The organism is Desulfoluna sp., from assembly GCF_030145185.1.
Taxonomy (GTDB): Bacteria; Desulfobacterota; Desulfobacteria; order Desulfobacterales; family Desulfolunaceae; genus Desulfoluna.
The window spans coordinates 12,585-27,670 of the sequence record NZ_JAQYWB010000040.1 but is presented as its reverse complement, the minus strand read 5'-3'; the positions used below and the strand labels follow the sequence as shown (position 1 = coordinate 27,670).

Annotated in this window: 11 protein-coding genes and 4 tRNA genes; 8 read left to right on the top strand and 7 right to left on the bottom strand. The window is 54.5% G+C overall.

Annotation, left to right across the window (positions count from 1 at the left end):
- The first annotated feature begins 4 nt into the window (after positions 1–4).
- The 7 genes from tpiA to Q1Q75_RS13785 all read left to right on the top strand — a co-directional run bounded on the left by tpiA (position 5) and on the right by Q1Q75_RS13785 (position 4,389).
- Positions 5–763 (top strand): triose-phosphate isomerase, encoded by a 759-nt coding sequence (gene tpiA / locus Q1Q75_RS13815; protein ID WP_300671742.1) that lies wholly within the window; start codon positions 5–7, stop codon positions 761–763.
- 21 nt (positions 764–784) lie between these two features.
- Complete coding sequence (gene secG / locus Q1Q75_RS13810; protein ID WP_300671740.1) at positions 785–1,084, top strand: preprotein translocase subunit SecG; 300 nt, start codon at positions 785–787, stop codon at positions 1,082–1,084.
- A 10-nt stretch (positions 1,085–1,094) separates the two neighbouring features.
- Positions 1,095–1,179: transfer RNA gene (locus tag Q1Q75_RS13805), tRNA-Leu, on the top strand.
- A 278-nt stretch (positions 1,180–1,457) separates the two neighbouring features.
- A tRNA-Leu gene (locus tag Q1Q75_RS13800) sits at positions 1,458–1,542 on the top strand.
- A gap of 998 nt (positions 1,543–2,540) precedes the next feature.
- Positions 2,541–2,625: transfer RNA gene (locus Q1Q75_RS13795), tRNA-Leu, on the top strand.
- A 404-nt stretch (positions 2,626–3,029) separates the two neighbouring features.
- A tRNA-Leu gene (locus Q1Q75_RS13790) sits at positions 3,030–3,114 on the top strand.
- Between the two features lie 477 nt (positions 3,115–3,591).
- A complete protein-coding gene (locus Q1Q75_RS13785; RefSeq protein WP_300671739.1) occupies positions 3,592–4,389 on the top strand; it encodes an MBL fold metallo-hydrolase in 798 nt (265 codons plus the stop codon).
- Positions 4,390–4,448: 59 nt separating this feature from the next.
- Here the strand turns inward: Q1Q75_RS13785 and Q1Q75_RS13780 are convergent, their stop codons facing one another.
- From Q1Q75_RS13780 to cbiB, 3 genes are all read right to left on the bottom strand, one after another.
- Positions 4,449–5,942 (bottom strand): leucyl aminopeptidase, encoded by a 1,494-nt coding sequence (locus Q1Q75_RS13780; protein WP_300671737.1) that lies wholly within the window; start codon positions 5,940–5,942, stop codon positions 4,449–4,451.
- A gap of 232 nt (positions 5,943–6,174) precedes the next feature.
- A complete protein-coding gene (gene glpX / locus Q1Q75_RS13775) occupies positions 6,175–7,113 on the bottom strand; it encodes a class II fructose-bisphosphatase (RefSeq protein ID WP_300671734.1) in 939 nt (312 codons plus the stop codon).
- Positions 7,114–7,330: 217 nt separating this feature from the next.
- Positions 7,331–8,299 carry an adenosylcobinamide-phosphate synthase CbiB gene (gene cbiB, locus Q1Q75_RS13770; protein ID WP_300671731.1) on the bottom strand — a complete coding sequence of 323 codons (969 nt, stop codon included), beginning with the start codon at positions 8,297–8,299 and terminating at the stop codon, positions 7,331–7,333.
- Between the two features lie 234 nt (positions 8,300–8,533).
- On the opposite strand from cbiB, the gene Q1Q75_RS13765 reads away from it, so the two are divergent.
- The gene (locus Q1Q75_RS13765) at positions 8,534–9,700 is read left to right on the top strand and encodes a mechanosensitive ion channel family protein (RefSeq protein ID WP_300671728.1); all 1,167 of its coding nucleotides are present in this window, start codon (positions 8,534–8,536) and stop codon (positions 9,698–9,700) included.
- 843 nt (positions 9,701–10,543) lie between these two features.
- Here Q1Q75_RS13765 and Q1Q75_RS13760 read toward each other — a convergent pair.
- The 4 genes from Q1Q75_RS13760 to Q1Q75_RS13745 form a co-directional block, all read right to left on the bottom strand.
- The gene (locus tag Q1Q75_RS13760) at positions 10,544–11,623 is read right to left on the bottom strand and encodes a threonine-phosphate decarboxylase (RefSeq protein ID WP_300671726.1); all 1,080 of its coding nucleotides are present in this window, start codon (positions 11,621–11,623) and stop codon (positions 10,544–10,546) included.
- 105 nt (positions 11,624–11,728) lie between these two features.
- Positions 11,729–12,469 carry an adenosylcobinamide-GDP ribazoletransferase gene (cobS, locus tag Q1Q75_RS13755; RefSeq protein ID WP_300671723.1) on the bottom strand — a complete coding sequence of 247 codons (741 nt, stop codon included), beginning with the start codon at positions 12,467–12,469 and terminating at the stop codon, positions 11,729–11,731.
- A 377-nt stretch (positions 12,470–12,846) separates the two neighbouring features.
- On the bottom strand, positions 12,847–13,374 hold the full coding sequence (gene cobU / locus Q1Q75_RS13750) for a bifunctional adenosylcobinamide kinase/adenosylcobinamide-phosphate guanylyltransferase (protein ID WP_300671720.1): 528 nt from the start codon (positions 13,372–13,374) through the stop codon (positions 12,847–12,849).
- 1 nt (position 13,375) lies between these two features.
- Complete coding sequence (locus Q1Q75_RS13745; protein ID WP_300671717.1) at positions 13,376–14,890, bottom strand: cobyric acid synthase; 1,515 nt, start codon at positions 14,888–14,890, stop codon at positions 13,376–13,378.
- Between the last annotated feature and the right edge of the window lie 196 nt (positions 14,891–15,086).

The following is a 15,086-nucleotide window of genomic DNA, read 5'->3' as shown; positions in this document are numbered from 1 at the left end:
TCGTATGGCAAACCGTACCCCCCTCATCGCCGGCAACTGGAAACTACATAAGGATTGTGCCGAATCCATCGCTTTTGCAGAGGCGCTGAATAAAGCCATCCCCGCAGACATCGATGTGGACGTGATGGTGGCCCCCACATTCACCGCCCTTTACCCCGTCTGTGAATGCCTGAAGACCAGCCCAATTGCCGTGGCCGCCCAAGACATGTTCTGGGAAACCAAAGGTGCCTGGACCGGAGAAATATCCGCCGAAATGATCCGATCCTGTGGTTGCACCCACGTCATCATCGGGCACTCAGAACGACGCCAGTTCTTCGGTGAAACCGACGAAACCGTCAACGCCAAGCTTAAAGCAGCCCTTTCCGCTGGCCTGATTCCCGTGATCTGCATCGGTGAAACCGATGAAGAACGAAAGGCGGAAAAAACCTTCGAGGTTCTCGAAACCCAGGTCAAAATGGGATTAAAAGGGTTGTCTGCCGCTGAACTGTCTTCGGCAGTCCTCGCTTACGAGCCCGTCTGGGCCATCGGCACAGGCAACACGGCCACTCCCGAAATGGTCCAGGAAGTTCATGCCTTTTTGAGGAAAGTTGTCGCTGACGGCTTCCAGAAAGAACTTGCCAATGCCATGAGGATCCTATATGGTGGCAGCGTCAAATCAGGCAACATAGCTGAATTAATGGCCCTTGAAGATGTGGACGGTGCCCTCGTCGGAGGAGCCAGCCTCGAAACTGAATCCTTCAGTGGGATTGTTCGATACAAATGATGATAAATGGATGGCTAACCCATGCTTTTTGTTAAAATAATTCATATTCTGGTCTGTGTTGGCCTGATTCTCATTGTCCTTCTCCAAACAGGAAAAGGCGCCGACATGGGAGCCTCCTTCGGTGGCGGGAGCAGCCAAACGCTCTTCGGTCCCTCAGGTGGAGCCACTTTTTTGAGCAAGGCAACCACAGCCATTGCGGTCATTTTCATGGTCACATCGCTCTTCCTTGCCTATGACTCAGGCACACAGAAAACCGACTCCGTGATCACAGCACCTCCTGCCGCCGAGCAGAGTGCTCCTGCAGATACACAGAGCGAATAAACGCAGATTTGCCGAAGTGGTGGAATTGGTAGACGCGCACGGTTGAGGGCCGTGTGGGGCGACCCGTGGGAGTTCAAGTCTCCCCTTCGGCACCATATATAAACCCCCGTCTTGTGAACACAAGACGGGGGTTTTTTATTTGTCGCATAAGCGCTATAGCCTCCCGGATACCGCCGGAATAAGCCCGGCAAAAGACGCGCCATCAGTCCATCGAGCCTCGTCCGATCAACGATCAAGCGCCAGCCGAGGATCAACGTCCCACACATTTTCTGAATGCTTCAAGCGCCTTAAAATATCTTTTAAAAAAAAGGTAAAACCCCCTGCAAAAAGGCTTGATCAACCCGAAAGCCAATGCTATAACCCTTTTGAATTTGCCGAAGTGGCGGAATTGGTAGACGCGCACGGTTGAGGGCCGTGTGGGGCAACCCGTGGGAGTTCAAGTCTCCCCTTCGGTACCATTTTTTAACCCCCTTGCTGGAAACAGCAAGGGGGTTTTTTGTTTTCTGATGCCCACTCTTTCTCAGCCATCATTATGGGCATGGATGTTTAAAAACGTTCGTAACTATTCAGCTTGCCTTTGCCAGGTCGATCGAGGCAAATCACAGAATGATTCAAATGCCAATACGTCACGTCTTTTCATCACCGCGTAGGGTGCGGCTCCCGCACCTTCTACCGTAGAGAGGACCATCGGCCTCGCCAGTTAACGATGACCACGAGTCTTATTTCAAAATTCGGTGTTTCCGGTTTGCGATACGCCTGACGGTGCGCACGGCGCACCCGACACATCCACCCGGTACTTCATTGTAAAAATGAGGACGATACGGATTTTCATACATGGATTCCCGCCTGCGCGGGAAAGACGAAAATCGCAGGGTACCGTCAAGCCGGCCGGGCCCACAAAGCCAGAAACAGGTGCGTATCAAAAAGGCCGCCATGCTCGATGGAATCGTCTTCCCCGGCTCTCCGGAGAGTCGTTGCATACGGCCTGACCGCAACCTGAAATACTCTGCAACGCAGGAACAACCGGATGACCGGGGGTCCATGCTCGGGTTACGTCACCATAAAAACACAACACATACGCTTTCTCACAACCACCATGCCCCCCCCCCCTGCGTCATGGCTTTTCGTACAGGCAAGGCGGAGCCTTACACCCGACACTCCCAGGCAGAGCAGAGCCTGGGAGCGAGAAGACGCCGCTGACAAAGCATGGACGGTTGAACCGTGGTTGACGTCGTCAAGGCTTCATAAATGTCTCTCGCCAAGACAGGTCCATCCATGTTCCCTGCGGGTATCCTGCTCTCCTCTTTCCACCAGCCTGCCGATATAATCCCCGAAGCCGATTGCATTAAAATCTTCTTTTCCGGACCCTTGCCCCAAACAGCCCCAAAAAAAGATGAAACCGCCTCAAAAACCCTTGCTCAAGCCCGCATACCGATGCTATAACGCTCTCACATTTGCCGAAGTGGCGGAATTGGTAGACGCGCACGGTTGAGGGCCGTGTGGGGCAACCCGTGGGAGTTCAAGTCTCCCCTTCGGTACCATTTTTGACCCCCTTGCTGGAAACAGCAAGGGGGTTTTTTGTTTCTGATACCCACTCTTTCTCAGCCATCAGCACGGGCATGGGTGTTTAAAAAAGGTGCTTCGTGCGGTGTGCTTGGGAGTCGCTGCGCTCCATCAGTGATAAAAAAGCCAAGCATGGGCAGTTGAAGCGTGGTTGACGTCGTCAAGGCTTCATAAATGTCTCTCGCCAAGACAGGTCCATCCATGTTCCAAGCGGGTATCCTGCTCTCCCCTTTCCACCAGGCTGCCGATATAATCTTCGAAGCCGAGTGCATTAAAATCTTCTTTTCCGGCCCCTTGCCCCAAACGGCCCCAAAAAAAGATGAAACCGCCTCAAAAACCCTTGCTCAAGCCTGCATCCCGATGCTATAAAGCTTTCACATTTGCCGAAGTGGCGGAATTGGTAGACGCGCACGGTTGAGGGCCGTGTGGGGCAACCCGTGGGAGTTCAAGTCTCCCCTTCGGTACCAGTTAAAAAACAAAAGCCGTTGGATTTATATCCAGCGGCTTTTTTGTTTTGTCTTCATCCCTACCTGTGATAAAAAAACGGCAGATCAGAGACCGCCCCTTAAAAAAAATAACGAAAACCCCGAACACTCCAAAACTGCGTTTAATGACGATGACGACTCACAAACGAATTAATTGCAGGGCATGCGCCCACTTCTTTGTCACCTGGGACAAACAACACCCCTACGGATGTCGGATCATGGGTTTTAAAGGGCCCAACCTGCCCTCTGTGACCGTTTTTAAAAGCTCAGGCCGTCCCTGTCTCCATTTTCAGCCCAAGCCTCCCCAAAAGCCCAAACGTGACAAAAATTGTATCATCGCCTGACTCTCCCCCCCTTTCTCCAACACCAATCATGCCTTGACAGAAACCCACCCCATACCTAAACTTTACTTTAACTATCACCTGACACCTACGACCCACCCATCAAGGAATGCCTCCCATGTTCACGATCCATGCCGTGGACGGCTATATCGAAACCCTCTACCTGGCCGTCTATGAAGACAGGGTACTGTTGATCGATTCCGGCTGCCGAAGCGATGTCCCACGTATTGAAGAGGTCATGAAACGCCGCCTGAATCGACCGATGAGCCAGATCGCCCTGGCAGTGGCGTCTCACACCCACCCGGACCATGCTGGAGGAGCCCCCACCCTTCGCAAACGCCACGCGATTCCCGTGGCCGCCCCAAAAGACATCAATCAATGGTACGCTGGTTTTTCCGGAGGACTCCAACACAAAATCGACATCATGCTAGGCCACTTTGTGGCGTGGACCCTGAAATACCCCTTCGAGATGATCTATTACAAAAAACACCTTCTCTACGATCACCCCCTCAAAGAGGGAGACAGACTTCCCGGGTTTGAAGACTGGCAGGTCATTGAAACCCCGGGACACACCTCCCACGATGTGGTGCTCTACCACGCGGAAACCCAAACCCTCTATGCCGCGGATGTCATCCTGAAAGTCGGGTCCGGTTACCGCCCCCCTTTTCCGGTCTCCATGAAAAAAGAGATGCGGGAAAGCATCGAAAAACTCCGCCATCTTGATGTAAAACATCTCCTCATGGCCCATGGTGGCCCACAGCAGGTGACCGATTTTCCTGCCATCGTGGACGCCATGCTGAAAGAGATCGATAAAGGGCTGCCCCCGGGATTGAAGCGGTTCAGAAAACTGGAACGGTTCTCTCCGGTAATGAAACGGTATTACCGGGAAAGACGGCAGGCGAAGAAAGCCTCATAAAAAAAGGCCGAACTTCCCATTGGAAATTCGGCCTTTCATCATAAAAAATCATCTAAGAATCAGATTTTCAGGGCGCTCTCTTCATCAAACAGCAGATCGCAAAGCAGACGAACACCGAAGCCTGTGCCCCCGGGACGAATATAAGGGCTGTCTTTGTGGGTAAAAGCCGGACCGGCGATGTCGATATGAGCCCATCGGGATTTCCCCACAAACTCCGAGAGGAAGAGGGCAGCCGTCGTGGCGCCCCCCCATCGATGCCCGGCCACATTGGCAATGTCGGCAATCTCACTTTTCAAATGCACCTTGTAATCCTCGGGCATGGGAAGGGGCCAGCAGCGCTCATGGACCCGATCTGACGAAAGGGTGATGGCTTTGGCAAGCTTGTCGTCATTGGCAAACACCCCTGCTATATCCTGCCCCAGCGCCACCACACAGGCGCCGGTCAACGTCGCCAGGTCAATCATAAGATCAGGTTTATAGGTCTTGGCCGCCCAGGACAGGGCATCGGCCAGAATCAGACGCCCTTCAGCATCGGTATTTCCCACTTCAATGGTCTTTCCGGAGTGGCTCTTCAGCACGTCACCGACGCGCAGCGCTTTTCCAGATGGCATATTCTCCACCAGAGGCATCACACCCACCACGCGCACATCAGGTCGAAGCTGCCCCACGTTATAGAGAGTCCCCGCCACGGCGGCGGCCCCTGCCATATCGCTCTTCATGTCTTTAAGGCCATCGGCGGGCTTAAGGTTGAGTCCGCCCGAATCGTAGGTCACGCCCTTGCCCACAAGCACCACCGTCTTTGTGGCCCCTTCGGGATGGTAATCCGCCACCACCAGACGCGCCGGGCTGTCGCTGCCCATAGCCACCCCCAACATGGCCCCGAAGTGCATATTGGCCAGCTCCTTGTGGTCTTTAATCTCCACAGGAATCGAGACCTCTTCCAGGCTCTTTTCCACCATGGCGGCAAATTTCTCTGGGATCTTGTCCATGGGAGGTGTCGAGACCCAGTCCCGCGCCAGAAGAGAGCCGGTGACCAGCATCACAGCTTTTTCCGCCACCGCACGCAAGCGATTCACCTCATTTCGGGCAATAAGGACCTCAATAGCGACAAGGGGCTTCACCTTGCTCGCCTTCTTACTCCGATAGCGATGAAAAAGATGATTGGCCATCAAGGCGCCCTCAATCACGGCGAAGACCTGACGGTCCCGATCAATCTTGAGGGTTTCGATATCGGGCATCACGATAGAGACCTTGGACTGACCCAGCTCCAAGGCACGGCGCACCCCTTTGGCAGACATCCGACGCAAACCTTCCTCATCCACCTGCTTGGCTTTGCCCAGGCCAAGAAAAATGAGGCGATCTGCCTTGATGCCACCGGTGGAATAACGCATCAGGACGTCGTCTTCCTTCCCCTCAAATTCAGGCAAAGAAAGCACGTCGTCCACCAGGGCCGCCAGTTTGGCCTCAGCGGTAACGGATTTTTTTTCGCAAACAGGGACCACAATGTTGGTAAATCGCCGCCGGGACAGATCGGCACTTTTCAGGATGATCATAGAGCTCTCCAATCGATGAAGCGTTTGTCAAGTACAGACAGGGGCGTGGGGTTGTAAGGATCGCTTTCTTGACTGATTAATTTCGATTGCATAACGATTCCGTGGCACGTCGGAAAGATCGGCTGCACCTGTTTGTCAAAGCCTCTTTAAAAGATTAGGGGAAAGGTTTGGCCTCCGGCAGAACTGCCGGAGGGGCTTTTCTATGGATAAAAGACGGAAAAAAAGACGTCCGTTATCCGATATTTGTATGAACGGAGCGGACCATGCAAAGGTGCCCTGACCCGCCGTCAAGAACCATGGAGTGGGTCACAATTCCCGAGGCGTCATTTTCGACACCGGCAAGAAAGGTCCCGCCGGAGATACCTGTGGCAACAAAGCAAGCCTTGTCGCTGTCCACCAGATCGTTGGTGGTCAGGAGTTTGTCGATATCTGTGCCGTACTCGAGAACCGTCTTACGCTCCGCTTCGGTCTTGGGAGCAAGGCGACCAAAAATGGCCCCACCCAGAGCCACCACAGCACAGGCAGAGATCACGCCCTCAGGCGTCCCACCGGTTCCCAGCATCATATCCACACCGGACCCCGGGGTCACGGCCATCAGGGATCCGGCCACATCACCGTCAGTGTGCAGCTGAACCCTGGCGCCCTTGGCTCGGATACGCTGAATCAATTCCACATGGCGCGGCTTGTCGAGGACAAAAATCACCAGATCGCGAACGTCTTTGCCCAAAGCCCTGGCCGTATGATCAAGGTTGTCCTCCACCGGGGCGTCGATGTCCACAACCTGTGACGCCTCCTTGGGAACCACCAGCTTCTGCATATAAAAACTTGGACCGGGGTCATACATGGACCCACGGGGTGCCGCACCCAGCACGGCAATGGCGTTGGGACGCCCTAAAGCCATCAGGTTGGTCCCTTCCACAGGGTCCACGGCGATATCCACGGCAAGGCCACGGCCGTTGCCCACTTCTTCCCCGGTATACAGCATGGGGGCCTCGTCCTTCTCGCCCTCCCCGATCACCACACGCCCGGCAAGGTCGATGGATGAAAAGGCCTGGCGCATGGCAGCCACCGCTGCACCGTCTCCGGCTTTCTTTCGTCCGGTACCCACCCATTTGGCTGCTTCAATGGCTGCAGCCTCCGTTACCTTCATCAAATCAAATGCGATATTCATGATAGTATCTCTTGGTTTCACTTCCGATGCGTGACTCCCCGCGCACCTCGGGATGCTCCGAACTCCGAACTCCGGACTCTATTTATGGCATGGCAGCACACGGGCAGCCGGATGCGGACTTACCCACAACCGGATTGCAACGGAACTTTTCTGCACATATTTCGCATGCTACATCGTTGAATCAAAAAAGAATACCCTATACCACAACCGGCCTTTGTCAGGCCACCATATTCATTAAATGAGCGAGGGTCATGGCCCCAAACAGAGACACCGCCGCCGACCAGACCATCAACCGGCAGGCTTTCTCCACGGTGGAGGCACCATACGGATTGTTTTTGTGCTCCCCACAGATGTATTGCTTTTCAACCACCTTCCCAAAATAGACAGAAGGCCCCCCCATGGTCACCTCCAGGGCTGCGGCAAAGGACGCCTCCGGGAAACCGGCATTGGGGCTGAGGTGATTGCGACCATCACGCCAGGCAGAGGTTAAAATCTCTTTCCAACGCCGCGTGAGTCCATAGCTTGCAACCGCCACACAAAAAACAGAGAGGCGAGCGGGGATGAAGTTGGCCACATCATCCACACGGGCCGAGACCCTGCCAAAATACAGGTACTTCTCGTTGCGATACCCCACCATGGAGTCCAGGGTATTAATCATCTTATATGCCATGGCAAAGGGCGCCCCGCCGATGGCGGCAAAGAACAGGGGAGAGATCACCCCGTCCACGAGATTCTCAGCCACGGTCTCCACAGCCGCTTTCAGCACCCCGCGCTCATCCAGTTCCGAGGTGTCTCGCCCCACGATCATGCCCACTTTAACGCGTGCCGCCTCAAGGCCGCCCATGCGAAGAGCATCAGAGACTTCAAGGGCCGCCTTTTTAAGAGAACGGGTAGAAAGGGCAAACCAGATCATCAGGATTTCCACCACCCGGGCCAGGTCGGCATGTAAAAAGGAAGCCAGAGCCATCACAGCCGTGGCCACAGCCCAGACCACCGCCACCATGGCAACAGAAAACAGCCCGCCGGAGACCACGGTGGGAAGCTTCAGACGCCTGAACGGGGCCTCGGCCTTTGTAATCAGATTTCCCATCCAGCAGATGGGGTGCGGAATAAAAGCGGGATCCCCCACAAGAAGATCCAGAAGAAAGGCTGCAGGTAAAATATACCACTCGGAAATGGGAAACATGACTCGTCCTCTGTTGATAATGTATCCATCGTTCTAAACGTACCGACGCCCTTTCATGGCAAACAAAGACGAGGGCGACCTTTTCCTGATTAGTGAAAGCCACCCGCAAAGTCAAGGTAAGCACGCAGATTGGGGAAGAATTTCTCGCTTGAAGTCAGGGGCAAAAAAAGCGATGATATAAACTTTTTAACACATTCTTGTTTCTTGACCCGCGTGAAGGGAGCACACACAGCCATGGAACCGTTGAAAGCCTTCGGTGATTTAGTTCTTGATGTCTGGAAAAATGGCCTTTTAGGTATCGACATTGGCCGCATTCTGGTGGCCATGGCCATTTTTCTTGGTTTTCTCCTTCTCCGAAAAACCATCTCCAGGTCGATTCTCCACCGCCTGGAACATTTCACATCCAAGACAGAGACCCAACTCGACGACAAGATCCTCACGGCCTTAGAGCCCCCCTTGAATCTTCTGCCCATCGTCCTCGGCCTCTTCTTCGCCCGGCAGTACCTTGGCTTTGAAGGCACAGCGGCCTTTCTCCTGGACAAGTTAATCCGCTCCATGGTGGTCTTCACCCTCTTCTGGAGCTTTTTCAATATCATCCTGCCCATCTCCCATCTGTTCCGAAAACTGGAAGATTTCTTTGACCGATCGTTGCTGGACTGGTTCTTCAAGGCCACACGGGCCGCCCTGGCCATTATCGGCGCCGCCACCATTCTGGAAATCTGGGGCATCCGGGTCGGCCCCATCATCGCCGGCCTCGGGCTCTTCGGTGTGGCCGTGGCCCTGGGCGCCCAGGATCTTTTTAAAAACCTCATCTCCGGCATCCTGATCCTGGCCGAACGGCGCTTTAAAATCGGGGACTGGATTCAGGTCAACGGCGTGGTGGAAGGAACCGTGGAACAAATCGGGTTCCGCTCCACACGCATCCGGCGATTCGATAAAGCCCCGGTCTTTGTCCCCAACACCCTCTTGTCCGACAACACCGTCATCAACTTTACCTCCATGACCTATCGCCGCATCTCCTGGCTCGTGGGCCTCGAATACCGCACCACGGTCAAACAGCTTCGCACGATCCGGGAGAGAATTGAAACCTGGATCAGCGACAATAAAGACTTCGTAAATCCACCGACAGCGCCCCTCTTCGTCCGCATTGATAACTTCTCGGACTCCTCCATCGACATGAAAATCTACTGTTTTACTCGGACAACGGTCTGGGGAGAGTGGCTGGGGCTGAAAGAGGAGTTAATCTGCGCCATTAAAGAGATCGTCGAAGAAGAAGGCACCGGTTTTGCCTTCCCGAGCCAGTCTCTCTATGTGGAGACCCTGCCGTGGGAAGATAGACAAGTAGGAACACAAGCTAATAATACGGACACTCAGGGACGCATCGCCGAAGTCGGGGAGTAAAGGTTTTATCAAAAACGTTCTTCGTTCTTCGTTCTTCGTGCTTGGTGCTTGGTTCGAGGAGTCGCTGCGCTCTATCCATTATGAGAAAGCCATGGGTTGGTGGCTGACGTCTTAGGTCTTCATCAATGGGTCTGGTTCAAAAACATGAACGGCCAAAACATGCCTCGCATCCGGTATCACATCCCAACGAGCGACTCTTTCCCACCGGTATCACGTAAATGCCGCGACGGAGCACGGCGCGCCCGTAAAAAAGCACCGTTGAGACGTTGAAGAGAAAGGGTGCCCACCAAGAGTGAATACTGCCAGGGTTTTGAGAATGGCATGGAAACACCGCGGCATCCTTCTGGGCGCGCCGCGCTCCGCCGCGGCTCTTTTTCTCTCGTTCCCAGGCTCCGCCTGGGAATGCTCTCCGGAGGCTCTGCCTCCATGCTTGGGACCACCATAACCTGTGAATTTCACCCCCACGCCACGGTTTCCCTTACTGGTAAGGCAAAGCCTTGCACCCAACACCCCCAGACAGAGCCTGGGAACGAAAAAACAGCCAAAACTTGCCTCGCATCCGTTATCACATCCCAACGAGCGACGCCCTCCCACCGGGATCACTTAAATGCCGCGACGGAGCACGGCGCGCCCAAAAATAAGAACCGTTGAGAAATTGTAGAGAAAGTAGACCCAACCGCTGACTGTGCTGAAGCCCCCTCAGGCCATGCCCTTGTGACACAGGTTGCATGGCCTTACACGTCGCACGAATGCGGACGCATTACCCCACAAATTACGATACCCGATACGCATTCGTAAACCCGCTTTCAAGGTGGCACACCTTGCCGCCGGAGGCACTTTTTTTTACTTTTTCAGGTGCTTTTCCAAGAGAGTAAGAAGCCGGTCGTTGGTCTCTTTGTTTTTCAGTGAGAACCGAACGAATTCCCCTTCGATACCGATAAAATTCGTGCAATCGCGAATCAGGAAAGCCTCTTCGGCCAGGGCCGTCCAGAGGGCAGCTGCGGTGTTCTCGCCTTGCAGCTCACAAATCACGAAATAGGTCTCGGCACCATAGGGGATGATACCCGGCATCTTGTCGAGGGCGGCGACAAACCGCTCTTTTTCTTCCTTCACATAGGCACGGGTCGCCGTAAGAAAGGCGTCGATGGCCTCGCCGCCGGAGAGGATAAAGCTGACAGCCGCCTGAGCCATGGCGTTCACACACCAGGGCAACACATATTTGGAAAACTCGGCGATGAGGGCTTCAGGGGCCATCAAAAACCCCACGCGAAGGCCCGGAATACGAAACACCTTGCTCATAGAGTTCAAAACCACCACGTTGGCGAGGCCGTAGCGCGCCACACTCTTCCCGTATGCATCACAGGCAAAGGGAAGATAGGATTCGTCGATGACAAACCGAATATCGGGCCGGGCTTCGGCCATGGCTTTGATGGCTTCAGGAGCCACCAGGGTGCCGGTGGGGTTGTTGGGGTTGCAGAGAAACACCGTATCATAACCGTCTGCGGCCTTGGCGATGTCTTGGGGATCGATGCAGAAAGCGTTCTCTTTCTGGGTCGTCAGAAAATCCGCTCCGGCACCGTACATCTCACAGGCATCGCGATAGTCGGCATAGGTGGGGCCGACGATCAGGGCCCGCTTTGTGTCCAGGGCTCTGGGGATGGCGTAGATAAACTCGGTGGTCCCATTTCCGGCGAGAAGGGTAGACGGGGAGATGCCATACTTCGCGGCGAGTAGTTCCTTGATATGCCCGGCATCCACTTCCGGGAGACTGACGATGGTGGAAAGCTTGGATGCCAGGTGTTCCATCAGCCCTTCAGGCGGTCCCAAAGGGTTCAGGTTGCTGCTCATATCGGTAATCTCACCAGGGGTCACTCCCAGATCCTTCGCCAACTTGTATATGTTGCCTCCATGGCCGATAATCATATCCTGAACTCCTTATTTTTCATGTACTTATATCTTTTATTATACACCGAATGGCCCGCAAGCACACTCTGTAAAAATCGAAAGTAAACCGTGCCTCCTTGCGACCTAAAGCGCCGCCGCGGCCGCCACAAAGAGAAACCCTTCGGTAATCTCTGTCATGGCACCCAGCATATCACCGGTGATGCCCCCCATTTTTTTTCTGTACCAGAGCAGGAGGACAGCCGTCAGGAGTGCATGAACGAGAAGAACCATCACGCCGCGCCCCCCGGTAAGCAGAACCAGCAAGACAGGGAGAATCACAAACCGAAGCCGCTTGACCAGGGACACGTCCCCGAACAAATCATGGGCTGTCCCCTCTTTGCGTGCATAGGGAAGAAGACCAATGCCGATAATCTGGCTGCCCCGGGCAAGGGATGGGATCGCTATCAGCAAAAGCGCCCGACTCCAGCCCGGTTCCGCCATGGAGGCCAGCCCCGCCCACTTCATGGAAAGAATGGCGATCATGGCAAGAACGCCCATGGCCCCGCTTCGGCTGTCCTTCATGATCTCAAGGGCTCTCTCCTTGGGTCGGTGGCTGAACAGGCCGTCAGCCGTGTCCCCCAGTCCATCCAGATGAAAACCACCCGTCAGGATCATGAGAAGCACCGTATCCAGGATCCCGACCACCATAGGCGGCCACAGCTGGGACAAAAGCGCATCTGTTAACGCCAGAATCCCCCCGAGGATCAACCCCACCACCGGAAACATCGCCACCTGCCCCACAGGTCGAAACACATTGTCCGATCCCACGGGAAGAATAGTGGAAAACTGCATTGCCGACTTCAAATCCAGACCTGACTCTTTCATGCTCATTTTCATGTCCTTCATGCTCTTCATGGTTCACACGTTTTTCATACGGCCCACAACAAGCCTCGCTGCTTTTGGTCGCGTGCGCGTTCCCTCCAGCGTGAACCTGGAGGAACGCATTTGGCTTTTCTAACCCGGATATTTCACGAGTCGAGTGCACCCATATTCAAGGCATCAGAGCTGCAGATGTAGTGGTTTACTTCAAAGCTCTGCTAACGCAGAAGATGGGTGCACTCGGCTCGCCCGAAGGGTGAGAAACGCGAGTAGAAAATGGTGAATTACATTTTCATTTTTGAAATATCTATATCTTTTTCGATAAGCCTCTGTAATAGCTCGTTATTGTTTTGAAATGGTCGTTTTATCATGAAATATCCGGGCTAAGCCCCTTTGACCGTCATGGGAATACCCGAAACAGTGAAGACCACCTTGTGGGCTCTGGCGGCAAGGCGCTGGTTGGCGGCGCCCTGAATGTCCCTGAACTGACGCGAAAGCGCATTATCCGGGACAATGCCCATGCCCACTTCGTTAGAGACGGTCACAACGGGGACCTCAGAGGCTGCGGCGGCGACGGCAAAAGCATCCACCATTTTCAGGATCTCCTCTTCGCTCTGTTCCGCCATAAACAGGTTGGTGACCCAGAGCGTAATGCAGTCCACGAGAATGACCCCGGCCTTGCCCTGTTCCTCTTCGATCACATTGACAATGTCATACGGTTCTTCGATGGTGTACCAGGACTCATCACGCTGGGCCTGATGATCGGTCACCCGTCTCTCCATTTCGGAATCCATGGGCTCGAGGGTGGCCACGTAAAGCCGGTTGTCGGCGGAGAGGGATTCGGCGAACTTCTGGGCGTAAGAGCTCTTTCCGCTCCGACAACCGCCCGTAACAAAGGTAAAAGACCCCAATTTATGCCTCGTCTTTCGCCATGGCGTTAATTTTTTCCATGGCCAGGTGTGTTCGTGTGTGTTCGGCAAGCCTGCCGTAGGCTTCCATGCGCGCGTCAAGGCCCCCGGTTGTTTTGGAAGCAAGAACCTCCATACCGAGATTTTTAAACCAGGAATCCACAATAGCCGGTGAATCGAAGATCCCGTGCATGTAGGTTCCCATGACTTTTCCAGAAGGGGCTTTGCAGCCATCGGTGTCCCCTGCGGGCTGGCTGTTTCGCTCCAGAACACTCACCAGGGGTTCACCGCCGTGGCGGGATGTGGTGCCCATATGAATCTCGTAGCCGGTGCCCTCGATGCCTTCATAAGTGAACCGGCTGAGTGTGGTGGTCTTGGGGGCCTTCATCACGGTGGTGACAGGAAGAAGCCCCAGCCCCTCTTCCGTACCAGCCACGCCTTCCACCCCTTGAGGGTCCTCGATTTTTTCTCCCAGGATCTGATAGCCACCGCAAATACCGGTCACATGGCCACCGGCTTCCGAAAAAGCCTTGATCTGACGATCCCAGCCCGTCTCTTTGAGCCAGACAAGATCCTTGCGGGTGTTTTTGGATCCGGGGATGATGACGAAAGCAAATTCAGAGAGATCACAGGGGCGGTCGAGGTAGCAGAGTTCGATCTCCTCTCGCTGCATGAGAGGCTCGAAGTCGGTGAAATTGGAGATAAAGGGAAGTCGGATCACGGCCCCGGCGGGTTTGGTGCCGGTCAGGGAGGACTTCCCTTTGGGCTGCTCGATGACCACGGAGTCTTCGGAGCCAATGTAAAAATCCCGGTACCAGGGAAGCACTCCGAGGACGGGTTTTCCGCTCTTGGCTTCAATCCATTCGCACCCATCTTTAAAAAGTGAAATATCGCCCCGAAAGCGATTGATGACGACCCCCTTGACCCGGTCGGCATAATGATCCGGCAGGCAGGCCATGGTGCCCACCACCTGCCCGAAGACCCCGCCCCGATGAATGTCAGCCACCAGGATCACGTCGGCATCGGCATAATCGGCCATGCGAAAGTTCACGATATCCCCGGCCATGAGGTTCACCTCCGCGCAGGAGCCGGCCCCTTCCATAATCACCAGGTCGTTCTCTTCCCGCAGACGATCCAGGGCGTCGGCGGCAATGTTAAAGTAGCGTTCTTTCTTCTTGTGGTAGTCGGCAGCGGATTCGTCCCCCTCAACCTTACCCATGACCACCACCTGTGACCCGGTCTCACCGGTAGGTTTCAACAGCACCGGGTTCATCAGCACCGAGGGGACCACCCCGGCCGCCTCGGCCTGAATGATCTGCGCCCGGCCCATCTCCAGCCCTTCTGGGGTCACCCCGGAGTTGTTGGACATGTTCTGAGCCTTGTAAGGTGCCACCTTGAGCCCCTGCTCGGCAAAATGCCTGCAAAGCCCTGTGGTGACCACGCTCTTGCCCACATCCGACCCTGTGCCGAACACGGCAATACAACGGGCCGGCTTCTTTTTATCGTCAGCGGTTTTCATAAAAAAGATGCCTCCGGCGGGTCGCTTTTTGAAAAAAGCTCCGCAAAAACGTTCCGGTTGCAGGAAAAAAATAAAAGGACAAAAAGCAATGCCTCCGGCTGCAAGGTGTCATTATTTATTTTCACCAACCTTAATCATCGTATGGGCTATCCGTGTGTTCACATCACCACCTGAACACCCTTGTGCCCTTGTGCGC

Bases quoted from the DNA above. Each gene is read 5' to 3' on its own strand.
- tpiA (WP_300671742.1), top strand. From the start codon at position 5: ATGGCAAACCGTACCCCCCTCATCGCCGGCAACTGGAAACTACATAAG.
- secG (WP_300671740.1), top strand. From the start codon at position 785: ATGCTTTTTGTTAAAATAATTCATATTCTGGTCTGTGTTGGCCTGATT.
- Q1Q75_RS13785 (WP_300671739.1), top strand. From the start codon at position 3,592: ATGTTCACGATCCATGCCGTGGACGGCTATATCGAAACCCTCTACCTG.
- Q1Q75_RS13780 (WP_300671737.1), bottom strand. From the start codon at position 5,942: ATGATCATCCTGAAAAGTGCCGATCTGTCCCGGCGGCGATTTACCAAC.
- glpX (WP_300671734.1), bottom strand. From the start codon at position 7,113: ATGAATATCGCATTTGATTTGATGAAGGTAACGGAGGCTGCAGCCATT.
- cbiB (WP_300671731.1), bottom strand. From the start codon at position 8,299: ATGTTTCCCATTTCCGAGTGGTATATTTTACCTGCAGCCTTTCTTCTG.
- Q1Q75_RS13765 (WP_300671728.1), top strand. From the start codon at position 8,534: ATGGAACCGTTGAAAGCCTTCGGTGATTTAGTTCTTGATGTCTGGAAA.
- Q1Q75_RS13760 (WP_300671726.1), bottom strand. From the start codon at position 11,623: ATGATTATCGGCCATGGAGGCAACATATACAAGTTGGCGAAGGATCTG.
- cobS (WP_300671723.1), bottom strand. From the start codon at position 12,469: ATGAAAGAGTCAGGTCTGGATTTGAAGTCGGCAATGCAGTTTTCCACT.
- Q1Q75_RS13745 (WP_300671717.1), bottom strand. From the start codon at position 14,890: ATGAAAACCGCTGACGATAAAAAGAAGCCGGCCCGTTGTATTGCCGTG.